Here is a 15,983-nt window from a genome sequence, read left to right on the forward strand (position 1 = left end):
CATTCATTCACGAGGTTCAGCCCCATGTCCCGCCCTCTGCTTTACCTGCGTCCCGCTGCCCAAGGCTTCACCGTCACCCTGCTGGTAGCGCTGGCCGGGTGTGGGCTGTCTTCCTCTCCCGAGGTGGCCAAACCCGCACAACCCGTCGCCGAGCTGTACAGCCCGCCGGTTGAGGGCGCGATGGCCAAACGCATGGCCATGCCGGCACCGATGATGGTGCGTGAAATGGCGATGATGAATGACCGCAGCGAACCCCGCGAGCAATACGCCAACCTGCCTGACAACCCCGTGCACCGCGTCACCGAAACCCCGGTCTCCACCTTCAGTGTGGATGTCGACACGGGCAGCTACGCCAACGTACGGCGCTTCCTCAACCAAGGCCGCCTGCCCCCCGAAGGCGCGGTGCGATTGGAGGAATTGGTCAACTACTTCCCCTATCACTACGCCCTGCCCACCGACGGCTCACCCTTTGGCGTCACCACCGAAGTGGCCGCCACACCGTGGAACCCGCGCACCAAACTGCTGCGCATCGGCATCAAGGCCTCCGATAAACCCGTGGCCGAACTGGCGCCCGCCAACCTGGTGTTCCTGGTGGACGTGTCCGGCTCCATGGACCGTCGCGAAGGCTTGCCGCTGGTCAAAAGCACGCTGAAATTACTGGTGGATCAACTGCGTGATCAGGACCGCGTGTCACTGGTGGTCTACGCCGGTGAATCCCGCGTGGTGCTCAAGCCCACCTCGGGCAGTGAAAAAGCCAAGATCCGCAACGCCATCGACCAACTCACCGCCGGCGGTTCCACGGCGGGCGCGTCCGGCATCGAACTGGCCTACCAGATGGCCCGCGAAGGCTTTATTGCCAACGGCATCAACCGCATCCTGCTGGCTACCGACGGCGACTTCAATGTGGGCATCAGCGATTTCGACAGCCTCAAGCAAATGGCCGTGGCTCAGCGTAAAAGCGGCGTATCCCTGACCACCCTCGGCTTTGGTGTGGATAACTACAACGAACACCTGATGGAACAACTGGCCGACGCGGGCGACGGCAACTACGCCTACATCGACAACCTGCGCGAAGCGCGCAAAGTGCTGGTGGAGCAACTCAGTTCTACCCTGGCCGTGGTGGCGCGGGATGTGAAACTGCAGGTGGAATTCAACCCGGCCCAGGTCAGCGAATACCGCCTGCTGGGTTATGAAAACCGCGCCCTGAAACGTGAGGATTTCAACAACGACAAGGTCGATGCCGGCGAGATTGGCGCAGGGCACACGGTGACCGCGCTGTATGAAATCGTGCCCAAGGGCGAGAAGGGCTGGTTGGAGCCTCTGCGTTACGCCGCGGCGCCTGCGACCGAAGGCAAATCCGATGAGCTGGCGATGCTGCGGGTGCGCTACAAACCAGCTGCGGGCGGTAACAGCCAATTGATCGAACGCCCCATCGCCAACCAAACCACCCTGGCCAGCGATGATCTGCGCTTCGCGTCTGCCGTGGCTGCCTTCGCCCAACAGCTCAAGGGCGATGGCCGCTACACTGGCACCATGAGTTTGCAAGACACCGCGAAATTGGCACGCTCGGCCCGCGGCGATGACCCGTTCGGTCTGCGCAACGAATTCGTGCAACTGGTGGAGTTGGCCCAAAGCCTCAAACCAGAATCCCGAACACAACAATGAACCAATGTGGGAGCTGGCTTGCCTGCGATGCAGACAACTCGTTCACCAGGCACACCGAGTGGATGCCATCGCAGTGTTGCGACGATTCGACAAGCCAGCTCCCACACTAACCCTGCTTCGGCTGACCAAAAGGAGTTCGCCCACTACATGGCCGTTCCAGACGACTCACCCAGCGACGAATCGCTGCTGGCCCGCTACCGAACCGGTGACGCTGCCGCCTTCGAAGCTTTGTACAGCCGCCATCGCCAGGGCCTGTACCGCTTCCTCGTGTCCCTGTGCAACAAAGCCGAACTGGCCGAAGAAATCTACCAGGACACCTGGCTCAGCCTCATCCGCAGCACCACCCAGCCACAAGGCCGGGCGAGTTTTCGTACCTGGTTGTTCCAGATCGCCCGCAACCGCCTGATCGACCATTGGCGCAAGCACGGCATCCACAACCCCCTGCATGACAGCTACGATGAACAGCTGCACGCCCAGGCCGACGACAGCGACGGCCCCGAGCAGCAACTGACCCTCAGCCGCGACCAGGCGCGCCTCGACGCGGCCCTGCAAGCGTTGCCCGAAGACCAGCGCGAAGTGTTTCTGCTGCGCCTGCACGGCGACCTCGAAGTACCGCAAATCGCTACCCTCACCGGCGCCCCGCTGGAAACCGTAAAAAGCCGCCTGCGCTACGCCCTGCAAAAATTGCGGCGCCTGCTGGCCGAGGAGGTACCCGTATGACTGACTCCCGACACACCCCAGACGACGCGCTGCTCCAGCACTACCGTCAACACAGCACGGGCGAACCGCCCGCGTCCCTCGACGCCTTCATCCTCAACGCCGCCCGCCGCGAAGCCCCGCAGCCGCAACCCAGCCTGTGGCAACGCTGGCTACAAGCCTGCCAACGCCCGCGCTGGCAAATGGCATTCGCCACCGTCGCCGGGTTGGCACTGATGATCGGCGTGGTCATGCGCTCCCCGGTGCAGCAACCTGAAATCTCCACCGCGACATTCTCCGCGCCGCGCCACGAAGAAGCGGCTCACCCGGCGCCGCAAGCGTTTTCCGCACCCGCGCCAATGGCCCGCATGGCCGTAGCGCCTAGGGTTGAAAGCGCTCCTGCTCAAGCCGAAAGCGCATTGGCGGATCAGCCAGCGGCAAAACTCAGCAAACGGACACTGCCTACGTTGGAAGAAGGCCTGCAGGAGATTGTGAACCTGCGTCGAGCGGGGGAAACCAAGGCGGCGGACGAGAAACTGCTGGCGCTGTACCAACGCTTCCCGCAGGAGGACTTGCCGGCACGGCTAGAGGCGTTGCAACAGCATTGAACCTGCCGCCACGAACCAGCCCCAGGCCTGTCGGCCTGGGGCTTTTTATTACAATCCGCCGTAGGCCCGGGACCACGCCACCGTGTCCGTGAGGGTCTGCTCCAGCACGCGAAAACTCAGCCCCAGTTCCTCTTCACTTTTGCGGTGGTCAAAGCGGGTACGGTGCTCCTCGCGTATCAACAGCCGCAACGTCGCCATGCTCAGCAAAATGGGCTTTCCGGTCACGTAGGCATAGGCCTCTTGCACCGCTGCCAACAGGTACAGCGCGGGCAGCGGCAGCTGGCGGGAGGGCACCTTGACCTCGGCAATACGCCCCAGCACAGGCATCAGCTGGCGCATGGTCAAGTTGCGACCGGCCGCGAGATAACGCTCGCCCCGTCGCCCGCTTTGGGCGGCAGCAATGTGCGCCCAGGCCACATCGCGGGCATCGACCAGAGAAAAGGTGCCAGGAATCAGCCCCGGCAACTTGCCGTTGATCACGTCCCGGACCAACTGCCCCGAAGACGTCGGCCCACGGTCACCCGGCCCCCACATCCAACCGGGCAAAACCATGCAGGCGTACATCTGCGGATGGCTTTCAAGAAACCTCAACACCTCCCGCTCAGCCAGGATCTTGCTGCGGTAGTAGTCGTCCGCATCGGCTTCGGCCCGCAGGCACGTCTCGTCGATCGGCGTACCGGGGGCACCGTCGAGCACGGCGATCGACGAAGTATGCACAAACCGTCGCACACCGGCGTCATACGCCAGTTGCAGCAGGGCTCGCGTACCGGCGACATTGATCTTTTCCAGTTCCTCCCAATGGCTGCCGCCCTTGTAGTTATCGCGAAAAAACGCCGCGCAGTGAAACACCGTATCGCAGCCTTGCAACGCCGCCGCGAAGGCATCCACATCCGCCATGTCCCCCACCACCTGCTCCACGCCCGGCACATCGCCGAACTGCTGCGCACCCTTGGCCGCCGAGCGCACCAGCGCCTTCACCGCATAACCCCGTGCGACCAGCTCCCGTACCAGGTTGTTGCCCAGCAAGCCGGTGGCACCGGTCACAAAGGTGCTGCGCAAGCGATTGGGGTTCGTGTTCATACAGGCCATTCCATTTGTTGAGAAGGCCAGTAGATATACCCGCGAGCCCGCGCCGTAAAAACAGCGCCTACGGCATAATGGCTTTGCACATCTGCACACCAGGGAAGCGCGGAGATATGGCATTGCAGGCAAATTGGGACGATCTTCGACTGCTGCTGGCAGTCTCACGGCGCGGCAGCTTTTTACAGGCAGGCCAATTACTGGGTATCGCGGCCTCTACCGTCTCCCGCCGCCTCACCCAACTGGAAACCGCCCTGGGCGAACCACTGGTGGAACGCGGCGTGGAAGGCTGCCGGCTCACCTCCCGAGGCCAAGCCCTGGTAGACGTCGCCCTGGCAGCCGAATCCGGCCTGCGACGCCAGGCCGCCTTCGACGGCACGCCAGCAGCCCTCAGCGGCACCGTGCTGGTGAGCGCCGGCGAAGGCTTTTCTGCCAGCGTGCTCGAAGCCGCCAGCCGCTTCACCGCGCAGCACCCAGGCTGCTCCGTAGAGCTGCAGGTCACCACCGACTTCCACAAAATCGTACGAGGCGTAGCTGACATCGCCATACGCACCGCACACCTGGGCGAACCTTCACTGATCTACCGAGGGCTCGGCAAACTCGCCTACGGCGTGTTCGCCACCGCCGAATACCTGCAACGGTTTCCTGCGCTAACACCAGCCACTGCCGCCAGCATCGCCTTGCTGCCACCGCTGGATCTGCTACCGCAAATGCGCGCGGCGAAAGCTGCCGGACTGGACCATGCGCCGATCAGGGTGAGTTCGTTTGCGGTGCAGCTTGAATCGGTGAGGCGCGGGATGGGGGTGGCGGTGTTGCCGCGTATTTTGGCGACGGGGTTGAGTGAGGTTTTTCAGGAGATAGAACTGCCGGGGATGGAGGTTTATTTGGTTACGCGCCCGCAGGCGTTGAAGCAGGGGCATATTCAGGGGTTTTTTGGGGTGTTGGAGGGGGTGTTGTGCGGTGAAATCTCAAGCCTGGATAAGCAGCATTCCGGGAATTCATCAAGGCCTTCGTAATAATCAACCCATCGGGATGTAGGCGCTTAGTCACTCGTAGCAACATCGAATTGCGCGTGCAATTCGCTCATAAAAAAGCCCCAGGTCTTAATACTTGGGGCGTTTCATTCATATCTGGCTCCACACTTCTGCGGCGATGGTGCTGGCGTCCTTTGACATTTCCAACACACCAATGCGTTCTTGCCATTCCTCGAATTTGACAGGTAGAAAGGACGCATTTGTAATGCGCAGCGCAGCTTCGGTGATATACCTCTAAGGCATCAACTGCATCTCCGACAAACCGTATTCCCCCAACGAATACAGCAACGTCCCATACCCCAGTTGGACGTAGCCAACCCTGTCAGCACCATAATCCCCGCCACCACCTTCCACTTGGACGTTATTTGCCATGGCCTGCACATTCGGTGCGCTGAGGCCCTTTCGCACGGCGTAGTGGTTGTAGAGCAGTTCCCATATCGGACGGGTTTCGCCGCGATGATCGGCCGAGATGACGGTCTGTTTGAAGCTGCTGTTGGGGATGGGGGTAAACGGCACCTCCTGGCCAAGGTTGTACTTGGCCACATACTCGGCGCCCTGCAGCACGCGGTTGTTCTGGTAGCCGAACAGGTCGTTGCCCTGGCTCCAGGCCATTTGGCAGAAACTGCCGAGCAGGGCTATGTCGAGCATGGCGTGTGACTGATCACGTCCGCTTTCCTGGACTTGACCAAGGCCATCGCCGTAGAGCTTCCACACCGCGTGGGCGAGGGCGCCGTTACCGGTGCCGTGCTTGAAGTAGTCGACGGCCTCGTTGTAGAGATCGCGGCGGTCGGTCAGTACGCCGATGGCCAGCATCGAGTTCATGTTGGCTAGGTCCCAGTTGGCCCCATGATGATCAGGCCGGGCGCCGTCGTGGTTCACCAGGAAGTCATGATTGATGGGGTAGAACACAGTGAGCATCATGCCTTGAAAACGCTGGAAATCTTCCGCCCGCCACTTTGGGTAGCTGCGCAGCAGTTCGGCCGCGTTGGCCAGTTGGTAGCCGTACAAGCCTGCCACCAAAGCTCTGCCGGGCTTGTCTTTGATCGCGGTGAGGGTCAAGGCCCACTGGTTCAAAATACTCACGGCCTTGTCGGCATACGCCGGGTTGTTGGAGATCTGCCAGCGCAGGGCCAGTGCATACGCGGCGGCTGCGTCGTTGAACAGAACACTGTCGTTATTCGGGCCGCCTGAAGTGGGGTACACCACCGGCATCGGGTTGGGCTGCCAGGCTAATGAGGCATGGGGGTTGGCGATCAGCTTCTGCCAGCCGGCCAGCCACGGCTGGTTATAGTTGGCCAGCTTCTCGCGTATCCGCGTGAAGTCCTCCCGGGTCTGGAGCAGGCCAGGATGCACGAACGCTTCGGTATGCAGGGTGGGGGAGGCTTGACTGCCGATACTCATCAATAGCGCATAGAGCAGCACGGCTCTTTTGGACAGGTACTTCAAACGGATCATCGTGTGTACGCCCTGATGGGGAGAACCTTGCGCGGTCTGAAAAGCCATTCGCACAGGACTGGAATCTGCCCCAGGGATAGTTCAGATGAAGCCTGCATACCCGGGGCTTGTTGTCAGAACGTGTAGTTGATTGCAAACAGGCCCAAGCCTGCGGTTTCGCGCCTTACCAGCGGGCTGTCGCTGGCCTGGTCAGCGTATTGAGTCAGCGTCAGGCTGGCCAGCGTTGACCAGTGCGCGTCGAAGGTGTGCTGCCAGTTCAAGGCAGCGGAGTAGGCATAGATCCCGGCGTCGGCGGTGTACTTGCTGTAGATCGAGCGTTGGCTCTGAGCCTGGGTGACGCCGAAGAACGTCTGGTTGTAGCGGCTATCGCCGGCATGGGCGTCGATGGCCAGGCTCAGGGTGTCGCGGTCTGTGTGCAACAAGATGCCTTCCAGGCCAAAGCGGTAATGGTTGCCTCGGTGCTCGCCGGCCATGCGCAGTTCGGCTTCGCCGTTGACCGACAGCCAGTCAAGCAGTTGTTGGCTGAGGGTAAAGTCGGCGACGGTTGCGCCGTTGATATCGCCCATACCTCTGAGCTCGTCGCCGCCCGGGCTGGTGGTGCTGTCCTTCTCTTTGCGGCCCAGGTCGTAATTGATCGCTGCGCTGGCGCTAAAACCACTGTCGGATTGAAATTGCAGGCCCACGCCGCGAGTGGTGTCGGCGAAAAACGCTCCGTGCTGGATGCTGAGCATCGGCAGTACGAGCGGACGGTAGCGGTCAGCACCCATGTAGCGAGGCGTGACACCCATGCCAAGGCCCAGGGTAACGGTGGTTTCTTCGGCTGTCGGGCTGGCGTCGGTCGCCTGAGCCTGGGGCGCGAGCGCGCAGCACAGCAGCGTGACGGCGCCCAACAGAACGTTGTGGGTAGGGGAGGTGGTGAAGTTCATGGTCAAGCCCTATGTGCAAAAGAAGACAGCAGTGCGCCCGCCGACGCGCGACACAACGCCTCCCTTTGATCGAGCTGTTCAGGCCCGTTGATAGGCTTGGACAGCGATGCAGTGGTCGGCATAGGATCGGCTCGCGAAAGCGGGCGTAGGGCAATACTGGCAGCGCACTTTCAATAAACCGTTCGTAAATTATCAAGGTTTCATCAAGAGGCTTCTTTGTGTCAGGAAAACGTATCCTCATCGTCGAAGACGACGCCGACAGCGCCAACATTCTCGAAGCCTACTTGCTCCGGGATGGCTATGAGGTGGCCCTGGCCGAAGACGGCCAGCGCGGTCTGGACCTGTACAAAAGCTGGCAGCCCGACCTGATCCTGCTCGACGTGATGCTGCCGCGCTTGAGCGGCACCGAAGTGTTATCCGCCGTTCGCCGTAGCAGTGACACGCCGGTCATCATGGTCACGGCCATGGGCGACGAACCGGAAAAGCTCGGTGCCTTGCGTTATGGCGCGGACGACTATGTGGTCAAGCCTTACAGCCCGCGCGAAGTGGTGGCGCGGGTGCACGCGGTGTTGCGGCGCACCACCGGCAACCAACCGGTGGAACACCTGCTGCGCCATGAAAACCTGCGGGTGGATCTTGTTGCGTTTACCGCAGCCATTGAGCAGGGCGAAGCACCACCGCTATGGCTGGACCTGACCCCAACGGAATTCAAGCTGCTGGTGACTTTACTCAAGACGCCGTCCAAGGCCTTCAGTCGTGATGAGTTGCTGGAAATCTGCCTGCCGGAAAGCGAAGCCCTGGCCCGCGTCGTCGACACCCACGTGCACAACCTGCGCCGCAAGCTGGAAAACCACGGCATCACCGGCGTTCTGGTCACGGTGCGCTCCATTGGCTATCGATTCAGGTAACGCACATGCTTGAGCAACCGCGGGTCAACGACAAACCCATGTGGCGCTGGATCGGCCTGCGCATGAGCCTGCTGGCGATCTGCGCGGTGGTGGTGATCTCGGTGTGCATGTGGATCAACGTCACACTGTCGGACTGGTATTTTGTGCAGCATCTGCCGCCGGGGCCGCGTGAGGAGCTGCTGGCGTTGCGCGCCGAGCCAGAGCTCAATGAGGCACGCTTGCGTCAAGTGGTTGCCCAGTACTATCCGCTGGACTATTTCCAGCCGGCTATCGCCAATCGCGACTGGCTGATACTGATCGGCCTGGTGCTGGCCGCGATCCCTATCATCATTGGCTTCGGCCTGTGGTTTTCGCGGCCCTTGTCCAGCCAGTTCTCGGCAATTGCCCAGGGCGCCCGGCGAGTCGCCGGCGGTGATTTCCTGACGCGCCTGCCGGTGCACCGCGACGCGCCCGACGAGCTGCAACGGCTGGTCAGCGACTTCAACAGCATGACCACGCAACTGGAGCGCTATGAGCGCGATGTGCGTGAATCCAGCGCGGTCATTGCCCACGAACTGCGCACACCCTTGAACGCCGCCATGGGGCGCGTGCAGGGTATGCTCGATGAGGTATTCCCCAGCGATGCCATGCAGTTGGGCATGGTCAAGCGTCAGCTCGATCAACTCAGAAAGCTGGTGGATGATTTGCACCTGTTGTCGATGGCTCGTGCTGGCCGGCTGGTGCTGGAGCGCAGCGAGTTTTCTCTGGCAGCTCTGGTGGCGGAGCGGTTGGCGTGGTTCCAGCCGCAGTTGGATGAGGCTTGCGTGCTGACGCAGGTCAGTATTGCTGATGGGCTTCGTATGCATGCCGATCGTGATCGCCTGGGCCAAGTGATCAACATTCTGGTCGATAACTTGCTGCGTTATGCGGCCGGGGGAGGCGAGTTGAATGTAACGGCGCGCCGGGTTCACGGTTCGGTGGTGATTGAAGTCGGTGACCGAGGGCCAGGTATCGAAGCCCAGCATCTGGACAGCGTGTTCGACCGCTTCTGGCGTGCAGAGCGCTCCAGGGCACGTTACTCGGGGGGGAGCGGGCTAGGCTTGTCCATCGCCCGTGCGATCTGCCAGGCCCATGGCGGTACCATTACTGCCCGCAATCTGGTCGAAGGCGGTACGCTGATCAGGGCGGAGGTTCCTGTGTAGGCGTTTCTTCTTTGCTTGAGACCGGCGCTCAAGGCGGTGAAATCGTAATGATCGTAGAGCTGGAAAACTGCTTGGGAAAAAGGGGGGAGAAAAGGGGATTTATTTTCACCTCTACTATCCCGACGCGACTCAACACTCTCTCACCACCCACCAAACCAAAAACAAAAAAGCCCCAGATCTCCCGACCTGAGGCTTTTTCATTTCATATCTGGTGCACCCGGCGGGATTCGAACCCACGACCCCTGCCTTCGGAGGGCAGTACTCTATCCAGCTGAGCTACGGATGCTTGTGCGGGCGACATCATACCCATGTCGACCTGATGCGTCCATTCCAGCGTTTTCCCCACCCCCTGTCGTCCATTTCCGACAAAAAATGGCTAATCGCCACCCTCATTCACAACTCCCCGCGCCGCACGTCCCTTTGTTTGCTTTGCTCTTGTGGCTTTACACCGCTTCCACGCCGCAATTCCTCAGGTGAACGCATGCATTCCAAAGGAACCGTGATGCTCGATCTCCCGCTCAGACAAACCCTGCTGGCTCGCTCCGATTTGTTTCGAGGTATGCCGGAGCATCTCTTGCGCTACGTGGCCACTCATATGGTGGAGCGCACGCTGGATGATCGTGAGCTGTTGTATTTCAAGGATGACACCCTCGAATTCATTGCGTTGGTGGTGGAGGGCCGGATTTATTCGGTGGTGCATGGGCCGGATGGGCGCGAGCAGATTATCGGCAGTACCGGGGCTGGGCAGGTGGTGGGGGAGACGGCGTTGATCAAGGATCATGGGCGCGAGTCTTCTACCTTTGCCAGCGGGCCCACGCGGTTGTTGCAGTTGGGTAGCCGGCATTTTGCTGTGTTGTTTGAGGAACCGGTGTTTCTGCGGCGTTTGTTGATGTTGATGATGCTGCGTTTGCTGCACGCCATCGAGTTGCTGGAGTTGGTGTGCCTGCATCGGCTGGAGTCGCGCTTGGCGCGGTTTTTGTTGGCCAACCTGGGTGAGATCGACCTGGCGTTGGCCTTGCCCAGTGTGTCGTTGCCCGCAAGCCAGGGGGTGTTGGCGTCGATGCTGAATACCAGCCGCCCCAAGTTGAATGTGCAGCTGCAAGTGTGGCGGCGCAGTGGGGTGATCAGCGGCGGTCTGGAGCGCATGGTGATCAATGATGTCGAGCAGTTGCGGCGCAAGGCTTTTGCGCTGAATTAGTTGTGGCGGTGTTCCCCAGGTAACAGCGTACCCCCGTCGAGCCCTCGCAGACTGGCCCTTCATCAAGGATGCACAGGAGTGCTGGCGATGGGGATGACTGTTCAGTTCAAGGATCAATGGGCCGCCGATGACCGTTTGTTCGAAGCGAGTTGGCGCGCTGTGCACGGCGAGCTCAGGCGCCGGGCGTTGCGGCGGGCCAAGGGCAATCTGGATCAGGGCCAGGAGTGGTTGTCGGCCACGGCGATCAAGGCCCTGCTGTTTTTTCGGCGTTCGCCGGAGCGCATTCGCGACCCTCAGGGGTTTCTGTTTCTGGTGCTCGATCATGTGTTTCTCGACAGCGTGCGGCGCAGCAAGCGCGAGGGGCGGTTGTTCGATGATTCGGTGGACCTTGAACACGATCACCTGGCCGCGCTCGCCGCGCCCTGCGCCTCGGTGCTGGAGCGGGTGGAATGCTATGAGCGCCTGGAGCAGATCGAGGCGCACGTCGCACGGTTACCGCTGTTGCAGCAGCGCTTGTTCGAGATGCGTTTTGTCGATGACCTGCCTTACCCGCAAATCGCCGCCGAGTTGCACGTGAAGCTGCCGCTGGTGCGCAAGCGTGTGCAACTGCTGCGCAGTGCCTTGCGCTGAAGGTGATTCACAGACGTTGGCGTGGGGCGTTCTAGTGGTATGAGCGCAGCACGCCGCCGCTATCCACACCCAAACCTGGGTGAATGCCATCAAGGAGAGATGTATGACAGAGGTCAACAGCCAGATCACCGACGCGGTCACTCAAACCAACGTCAAGGTGGTGGCAGAGGCGCCGGCCCAGGCCATCGCGTCGCTGTACCAGGTGGCCAGCAGCGCGGCGGGCCTGTCGTTGCAGAACGCGGTCAACAGCCAGCAGGCGATGAATCAGATTTCCAACGCGGTGATCTCCAAGGCCGTGGCGCTGATCATGCAGATTGGCGAGAAGGGCTGAGCCCTCGGGAGATCGATTATGTCGTGGTTCAGCAGAAAGAAACCCGCCGCCTCCCCAGCAACGCCCGCCGCCGATTCACCTGCGACGGCGCCCGCCGCACCGGCCTCGCGCTCGATCATGGCGCGCATGAACGAGCACTTGCTCAATCAGGTGAGCGCACCGTCATCCGACAGCACGGCGGCGCTCAATAGCCAGATCGTGCAGGCGGTGCAGTTCACCAATTCGCAGAACTTTGCCTATGCGCCGGCGCAGATCGCGGTGCCGGCCGACATGATGATCAGCCAGGCGGCCGGGCTGGTGGCGCAAGCGGCGGCGGGGTACTTCGATGGGGTCAGCAAGATCGCCCTGGCGGCCCAGGCCGTGCTGCTCCAGCAAATGACCGAGAACATCGTCAAGGACAACCTGCCGGCCGCTGCCGAAGATGCCTTGGGCGCCCTGGCCACCGACCTGCTGGTGGGCGCCGCTGCCGCCGTGGCTGCCGCTGCCGGTGCGATGGAAGCCGAAGCCGCCAGCGTGGCCATCGACAAGATCGACCAGAGCATCGCCAAGTACGCCGACACCCTGGCCAACCGGGCCGCGCCAGCGGCCTGAACCGAGCACAGCGCTCCAGCGTTCTGCTGGGGCGGTGCAACAGCAACTTGAAAGCAACTTTTCTTGAGTGAGGAGCGACATCATGCAGCCTGGAGATATTATTTTTTCTGTCAAACAAGATGACGACAGCGCAACGCGGGCGTTTATCAAAGCCGGTCAATTGGTCAAGGCCAAGGTGTTCTCGCAGGACACGACCTACCTGAATGTGGTTCACCCGGCGATTGCGGTGAGCGACACCCTGGTGATCGAAAGTGTCGGCAGTGGCCTGGCCCTGACCGACCTGAGCCTGGAAAAACCGCCACGCTCGGCGATGGTGTTTTCCTGCGTGGATACCGAACTGGGCGAGGCAGCGACGGTGGCTGCCAAGCAGTTCTACTTCGACAAGATCGGCGGTGATATCCGGGGCCGCTACAGCGTGTGGAACGCGATGATTTCAGCCTTTCGGCGCTGGACTTCCGATACCAGCCTGGTGACGCGGATCAACGAGTCCATCGACATCGGCAGCGGGTCCTTTTGTTCGCAGTTCGCGGCCAACTGCTATGAGGTCGGCAACCTCTACAACGAGGCGAATCTGCTGCCGCCTCCGCCGGCCATTTTTCCCAACCAGCCCAGCGCCATAACGCCTGCGGAGTTGGCGACCTTCTGTGATTCGTCGCCGCATTTTTACTTTGCCGGTTTCTGGCAGGACAACGTTGAGGTGCGGCTTTAGCGGGCGTGTCGCCGCCAAGGCAGCCCCTAAGGAGCTCGATATGCAACCCTCGGTCCTGTCCACCGACGACCGCCAGCGGCTCGAAGCGATGCTGCGCAACCCGCAGGTATTCGCCGGCACGCCCCAGGCCATCGTCGACGAAACCCTCAAGCGTGCCACCCAGGTGCTTGAGCAATCGAAGGCCAACGAACAAGCGCTCAAGACGGCTGCCCAGCAGCGTGAAGCGGCGCTACGCCAAATGCTGAACGGCGCGGCCTCGGACCAGGACGCGCAACGCAAGGAAGTGCAGGCACTGATCCAAGGGTTGATCGCCCAGATTGAAGCGGCGCTGGGCCCCGCAGCGAAACCCTAAACCAGGTTTCACAGCGCCTGTTTCGCAACGTTCATTGATGAACACGGAATGCACCGTGTACTAAATAAGGAAATTGATCATGCCATTAGTCAACGAGCAAATTACCGACGCGGTCACCCAGACCAACGTCAAAGTGGTGGCCGAATCGCCTGCGATGGCGATGAGCACTATCTATCAATCCATGGCGCAGGCCACGGCGATTCTGTTCCAGAACGCGGTGTCGGCCCAGCAGCAGCAAAACACCCTGGCCCAGGCGGCCACCAACCAGGGCGTGATGCAGATCTACAGCGTCGATACCACCGCAGGTGCGGCGGCCACCGAGAAAGTCGCCCAGGGCGGCGTGTCGGATAACCTCACCAGCCTGTTGACCGTGCTCAAGTCGTTCCAGCCTTAAGCACTGAGCAATAACGGATGTTGTTCTTTCTCAACCCAGGAGTTTCAACCATGAGTACAGTCAGCCCGCAAATCACCGATGCCGTCACCCAGACCAACGTCAAGGTGGTTGCCGAATCACCCGCGATGGCCATGAGCACCATCTACCAATCCATGGGCCAGGCCACGGCGATCCTGTTCCAGAACTCGGTCTCGGCCCAACAGCAACAAAACACCCTGGCTCAGGCGGCTACCAACCAGGGCGTGATGCAGATCTACAGTGTCGACACCACCGCTGGCGCCGCCGCCACCGAAAAAGTCGCCCAGGGCGGCGTGGCCGACAACTTGACCAGCCTGCTGGCCGTGCTCAAGTCGTTCCAACCTTAAGCTGCAAGGCCCCCAACAGCCCCGGCGCCCACAAGGCTCCGGGGCTGTTGTCGTGTGGGCACTTGATCCGAAAGATGAGCCGGATGCGCCATATTCGTTCTTTTTTTCGAACATCCTATTGCCCTGTACCCCCATTGATCCTAGGATTCGTTTGAGATTTCAAACGCTCTGTCTCCCGTGCGCTCTTTCATTTTTTCTGCGCGCTGGGGCTGATTTCCCTGACGGCAGCCCACAAGGCGCCTTTCAACAACTCTAATTCGCTCCGCGTGCGCGCGGTGCTGTTAAGGAAAGCCGACATGCAGCTCAAAGACACCCAGTTGTTCCGCCAGCAAGCTTTTATCGATGGCGCTTGGGTCGATGCGGACAATGGTCAAACCATCAAGGTCAACAACCCGGCCACGGGCGAGATTCTCGGCACCGTGCCGAAGATGGGCGCCGCGGAAACCCGCCGCGCCATCGAAGCCGCCGACAAGGCCCTGCCAGCCTGGCGTGCACTCACCGCCAAGGAGCGCGCCAACAAGCTGCGCCGCTGGTTCGAACTGCTGATCGAAAACCAGGACGACCTCGGCCGCCTGATGACCCTCGAACAAGGCAAGCCGCTGGCCGAAGCCAAGGGCGAAATCGTCTACGCCGCCTCGTTTATCGAGTGGTTCGCTGAAGAAGCCAAGCGCATCTATGGCGACGTGATCCCCGGCCACCAGCCCGACAAGCGCCTGATCGTGATCAAGCAGCCCATCGGCGTGACCGCAGCCATCACCCCGTGGAACTTCCCTGCGGCGATGATCACCCGCAAAGCCGGCCCGGCCCTGGCCGCCGGTTGCACCATGGTGATCAAGCCGGCCTCGCAAACCCCGTTCTCGGCCCTGGCCCTGGTTGAGCTGGCGCACCGCGCCGGTATCCCCAAAGGCGTGCTCAGTGTGGTCACCGGCAGCGCTGGCGACATCGGCGGCGAGCTGACCAGCAACCCCATCGTGCGTAAATTGTCCTTCACCGGCTCGACCGAAATTGGTCGCCAGCTGATGGCCGAATGCGCCAAGGACATCAAGAAAGTCTCCCTGGAGCTGGGCGGTAACGCACCGTTCATCGTGTTCGACGACGCCGACCTGGATAAGGCCGTCGAAGGCGCGATCATCTCCAAGTACCGCAACAACGGCCAGACCTGCGTTTGCGCCAACCGCCTGTACATCCAGGATTCGGTGTACGACGCCTTCGCTGAAAAGCTCAAGGTGGCGGTGACCAAACTGAAGATCGGTAACGGCCTGGAAGACGGCACCACCACCGGCCCGCTGATCGACGAAAAAGCCGTGGCCAAGGTGCAGGAACATATCGCTGATGCCCTGAGCAAAGGCGCCAAGCTGTTGGCCGGTGGCAAGGTGATGGAAGGCAACTTCTTCGAACCGACCATCCTGGTTGACGTGCCGAAAAACGCCGCCGTGGCCAAGGAAGAAACCTTCGGCCCGCTGGCGCCACTGTTCCGCTTCAAAGACGAAGCCGAAGTGATCGCCATGTCCAACGACACCGAGTTCGGCCTGGCCTCCTACTTCTACGCCCGCGACCTGGGCCGGGTGTTCCGTGTGGCCGAGGCCCTGGAATACGGTATGGTCGGCGTCAACACCGGGTTGATCTCCAACGAAGTGGCGCCGTTCGGCGGCATCAAGGCATCGGGCCTGGGCCGTGAAGGCTCCAAGTACGGGATCGAGGACTACCTGGAAATCAAATACCTCTGCCTGGGCATCTAAGGCACGGGATTGCAGCAAACGCAGAGGGCACGAGAGCGCTGCCCCTTTGCGTGTTTCACATGGTTATTCGCAGTGGCCGGGAAAGCTGTGGCAGTCGATCATCGCATGCTGCCGTAGTTGC

Annotated in this window: 18 protein-coding genes and 1 tRNA gene; 15 read left to right on the forward strand and 4 right to left on the reverse strand. The window is 61.2% G+C overall.

The genetic code is table 11. The features are described 5' to 3' along the window. Positions 1–24 precede the first annotated feature (24 nt). From AB4P90_RS01790 to AB4P90_RS01800, 3 genes are all read left to right on the forward strand, one after another. A complete protein-coding gene (locus tag AB4P90_RS01790) occupies positions 25–1,665 on the forward strand; it encodes a VWA domain-containing protein (RefSeq protein ID WP_289328767.1) in 1,641 nt (546 codons plus the stop codon). A 147-nt stretch (positions 1,666–1,812) separates the two neighbouring features. After that, positions 1,813–2,385 carry an RNA polymerase sigma factor gene (locus AB4P90_RS01795; RefSeq protein ID WP_032901739.1) on the forward strand — a complete coding sequence of 191 codons (573 nt, stop codon included), beginning with the start codon at positions 1,813–1,815 and terminating at the stop codon, positions 2,383–2,385. Next, on the forward strand, positions 2,382–2,969 hold the full coding sequence (locus tag AB4P90_RS01800; protein WP_289328766.1) for a hypothetical protein: 588 nt from the start codon (positions 2,382–2,384) through the stop codon (positions 2,967–2,969). Before AB4P90_RS01795 ends, AB4P90_RS01800 begins: the two co-directional genes overlap by 4 nt. 48 nt (positions 2,970–3,017) lie before the next feature. On the opposite strand, the gene AB4P90_RS01805 is transcribed toward AB4P90_RS01800, so the two are convergent. Then, a complete protein-coding gene (locus AB4P90_RS01805; RefSeq protein ID WP_289328765.1) occupies positions 3,018–4,049 on the reverse strand; it encodes an SDR family oxidoreductase in 1,032 nt (343 codons plus the stop codon). A 116-nt stretch (positions 4,050–4,165) separates the two neighbouring features. Here AB4P90_RS01805 and AB4P90_RS01810 point away from each other — a divergent pair, with 116 nt between their 5' ends. After that, positions 4,166–5,065, forward strand: coding sequence for a LysR family transcriptional regulator (locus tag AB4P90_RS01810; protein WP_282399208.1), 900 nt, complete (start codon positions 4,166–4,168; stop codon positions 5,063–5,065). 252 nt (positions 5,066–5,317) lie between these two features. On the opposite strand, the gene AB4P90_RS01815 is transcribed toward AB4P90_RS01810, so the two are convergent. Further along, on the reverse strand, positions 5,318–6,538 hold the full coding sequence (locus AB4P90_RS01815) for an alginate lyase family protein (RefSeq protein WP_137271177.1): 1,221 nt from the start codon (positions 6,536–6,538) through the stop codon (positions 5,318–5,320). Positions 6,539–6,651: 113 nt separating this feature from the next. Continuing rightward, a complete protein-coding gene (locus AB4P90_RS01820; RefSeq protein ID WP_106111745.1) occupies positions 6,652–7,464 on the reverse strand; it encodes a MipA/OmpV family protein in 813 nt (270 codons plus the stop codon). Positions 7,465–7,682: 218 nt separating this feature from the next. On the opposite strand from AB4P90_RS01820, the gene AB4P90_RS01825 reads away from it, so the two are divergent. Both AB4P90_RS01825 and AB4P90_RS01830 read left to right on the forward strand, forming a co-directional pair. Beyond that, positions 7,683–8,372: a response regulator gene (locus AB4P90_RS01825; RefSeq protein WP_073843992.1), complete on the forward strand. Its 690-nt coding sequence runs from the start codon at positions 7,683–7,685 to the stop codon at positions 8,370–8,372. 5 nt (positions 8,373–8,377) lie between these two features. Then, positions 8,378–9,553 carry a cell wall metabolism sensor histidine kinase WalK gene (locus tag AB4P90_RS01830; protein WP_073843994.1) on the forward strand — a complete coding sequence of 392 codons (1,176 nt, stop codon included), beginning with the start codon at positions 8,378–8,380 and terminating at the stop codon, positions 9,551–9,553. A 209-nt stretch (positions 9,554–9,762) separates the two neighbouring features. Here the strand turns inward: AB4P90_RS01830 and AB4P90_RS01835 are convergent. Continuing rightward, a tRNA-Arg gene (locus tag AB4P90_RS01835) sits at positions 9,763–9,839 on the reverse strand. 195 nt (positions 9,840–10,034) lie between these two features. On the opposite strand from AB4P90_RS01835, the gene AB4P90_RS01840 reads away from it, so the two are divergent. The 9 genes from AB4P90_RS01840 to gabD all read left to right on the forward strand — a co-directional run bounded on the left by AB4P90_RS01840 (position 10,035) and on the right by gabD (position 15,862). Then, positions 10,035–10,751, forward strand: coding sequence for a Crp/Fnr family transcriptional regulator (locus AB4P90_RS01840; protein ID WP_032901748.1), 717 nt, complete (start codon positions 10,035–10,037; stop codon positions 10,749–10,751). Positions 10,752–10,838: 87 nt separating this feature from the next. Continuing rightward, positions 10,839–11,381 carry an RNA polymerase sigma factor gene (locus AB4P90_RS01845; protein WP_020302203.1) on the forward strand — a complete coding sequence of 181 codons (543 nt, stop codon included), beginning with the start codon at positions 10,839–10,841 and terminating at the stop codon, positions 11,379–11,381. Between the two features lie 103 nt (positions 11,382–11,484). Then, entirely contained in the window at positions 11,485–11,712 is a 228-nt protein-coding gene (locus AB4P90_RS01850) for a RebB family R body protein (RefSeq protein WP_003187543.1), read from the forward strand. A gap of 18 nt (positions 11,713–11,730) precedes the next feature. Next, a complete protein-coding gene (locus tag AB4P90_RS01855; RefSeq protein ID WP_019819925.1) occupies positions 11,731–12,303 on the forward strand; it encodes a hypothetical protein in 573 nt (190 codons plus the stop codon). An 82-nt stretch (positions 12,304–12,385) separates the two neighbouring features. Then, positions 12,386–13,012 carry a hypothetical protein gene (locus tag AB4P90_RS01860; RefSeq protein WP_014716414.1) on the forward strand — a complete coding sequence of 209 codons (627 nt, stop codon included), beginning with the start codon at positions 12,386–12,388 and terminating at the stop codon, positions 13,010–13,012. A 40-nt stretch (positions 13,013–13,052) separates the two neighbouring features. Beyond that, positions 13,053–13,364 carry a hypothetical protein gene (locus AB4P90_RS01865; protein ID WP_014716415.1) on the forward strand — a complete coding sequence of 104 codons (312 nt, stop codon included), beginning with the start codon at positions 13,053–13,055 and terminating at the stop codon, positions 13,362–13,364. 79 nt (positions 13,365–13,443) lie between these two features. Next, a complete protein-coding gene (locus AB4P90_RS01870) occupies positions 13,444–13,758 on the forward strand; it encodes a RebB family R body protein (RefSeq protein WP_003187550.1) in 315 nt (104 codons plus the stop codon). A 50-nt stretch (positions 13,759–13,808) separates the two neighbouring features. Further along, the gene (locus tag AB4P90_RS01875; protein WP_003187551.1) at positions 13,809–14,123 is read left to right on the forward strand and encodes a RebB family R body protein; all 315 of its coding nucleotides are present in this window, start codon (positions 13,809–13,811) and stop codon (positions 14,121–14,123) included. Between the two features lie 296 nt (positions 14,124–14,419). Then, the gene (gene gabD / locus AB4P90_RS01880; RefSeq protein WP_003187552.1) at positions 14,420–15,862 is read left to right on the forward strand and encodes an NADP-dependent succinate-semialdehyde dehydrogenase; all 1,443 of its coding nucleotides are present in this window, start codon (positions 14,420–14,422) and stop codon (positions 15,860–15,862) included. The last annotated feature ends 121 nt before the right edge of the window (positions 15,863–15,983 follow it).

Source organism: Pseudomonas sp. B16120 (assembly GCF_044218845.1).
Lineage (GTDB): Bacteria > Pseudomonadota > Gammaproteobacteria > Pseudomonadales > Pseudomonadaceae > Aquipseudomonas > Aquipseudomonas paracarnis.

Excerpts from the sequence above, each read along its gene's own strand:
- AB4P90_RS01800 (WP_289328766.1), top strand. The coding sequence starts at position 2,382 with ATGACTGACTCCCGACACACCCCAGACGACGCGCTGCTCCAGCACTAC.
- AB4P90_RS01830 (WP_073843994.1), top strand. The coding sequence starts at position 8,378 with ATGCTTGAGCAACCGCGGGTCAACGACAAACCCATGTGGCGCTGGATC.
- AB4P90_RS01865 (WP_014716415.1), top strand. The coding sequence starts at position 13,053 with ATGCAACCCTCGGTCCTGTCCACCGACGACCGCCAGCGGCTCGAAGCG.
- AB4P90_RS01855 (WP_019819925.1), top strand. The coding sequence starts at position 11,731 with ATGTCGTGGTTCAGCAGAAAGAAACCCGCCGCCTCCCCAGCAACGCCC.
- AB4P90_RS01850 (WP_003187543.1), top strand. The coding sequence starts at position 11,485 with ATGACAGAGGTCAACAGCCAGATCACCGACGCGGTCACTCAAACCAAC.
- AB4P90_RS01795 (WP_032901739.1), top strand. The coding sequence starts at position 1,813 with ATGGCCGTTCCAGACGACTCACCCAGCGACGAATCGCTGCTGGCCCGC.
- AB4P90_RS01820 (WP_106111745.1), bottom strand. The coding sequence starts at position 7,464 with ATGAACTTCACCACCTCCCCTACCCACAACGTTCTGTTGGGCGCCGTC.
- AB4P90_RS01815 (WP_137271177.1), bottom strand. The coding sequence starts at position 6,538 with ATGATCCGTTTGAAGTACCTGTCCAAAAGAGCCGTGCTGCTCTATGCG.
- gabD (WP_003187552.1), top strand. The coding sequence starts at position 14,420 with ATGCAGCTCAAAGACACCCAGTTGTTCCGCCAGCAAGCTTTTATCGAT.
- AB4P90_RS01860 (WP_014716414.1), top strand. The coding sequence starts at position 12,386 with ATGCAGCCTGGAGATATTATTTTTTCTGTCAAACAAGATGACGACAGC.
- AB4P90_RS01840 (WP_032901748.1), top strand. The coding sequence starts at position 10,035 with ATGCATTCCAAAGGAACCGTGATGCTCGATCTCCCGCTCAGACAAACC.
- AB4P90_RS01805 (WP_289328765.1), bottom strand. The coding sequence starts at position 4,049 with ATGAACACGAACCCCAATCGCTTGCGCAGCACCTTTGTGACCGGTGCC.
- AB4P90_RS01875 (WP_003187551.1), top strand. The coding sequence starts at position 13,809 with ATGAGTACAGTCAGCCCGCAAATCACCGATGCCGTCACCCAGACCAAC.
- AB4P90_RS01870 (WP_003187550.1), top strand. The coding sequence starts at position 13,444 with ATGCCATTAGTCAACGAGCAAATTACCGACGCGGTCACCCAGACCAAC.
- AB4P90_RS01810 (WP_282399208.1), top strand. The coding sequence starts at position 4,166 with ATGGCATTGCAGGCAAATTGGGACGATCTTCGACTGCTGCTGGCAGTC.
- AB4P90_RS01845 (WP_020302203.1), top strand. The coding sequence starts at position 10,839 with ATGGGGATGACTGTTCAGTTCAAGGATCAATGGGCCGCCGATGACCGT.
- AB4P90_RS01790 (WP_289328767.1), top strand. The coding sequence starts at position 25 with ATGTCCCGCCCTCTGCTTTACCTGCGTCCCGCTGCCCAAGGCTTCACC.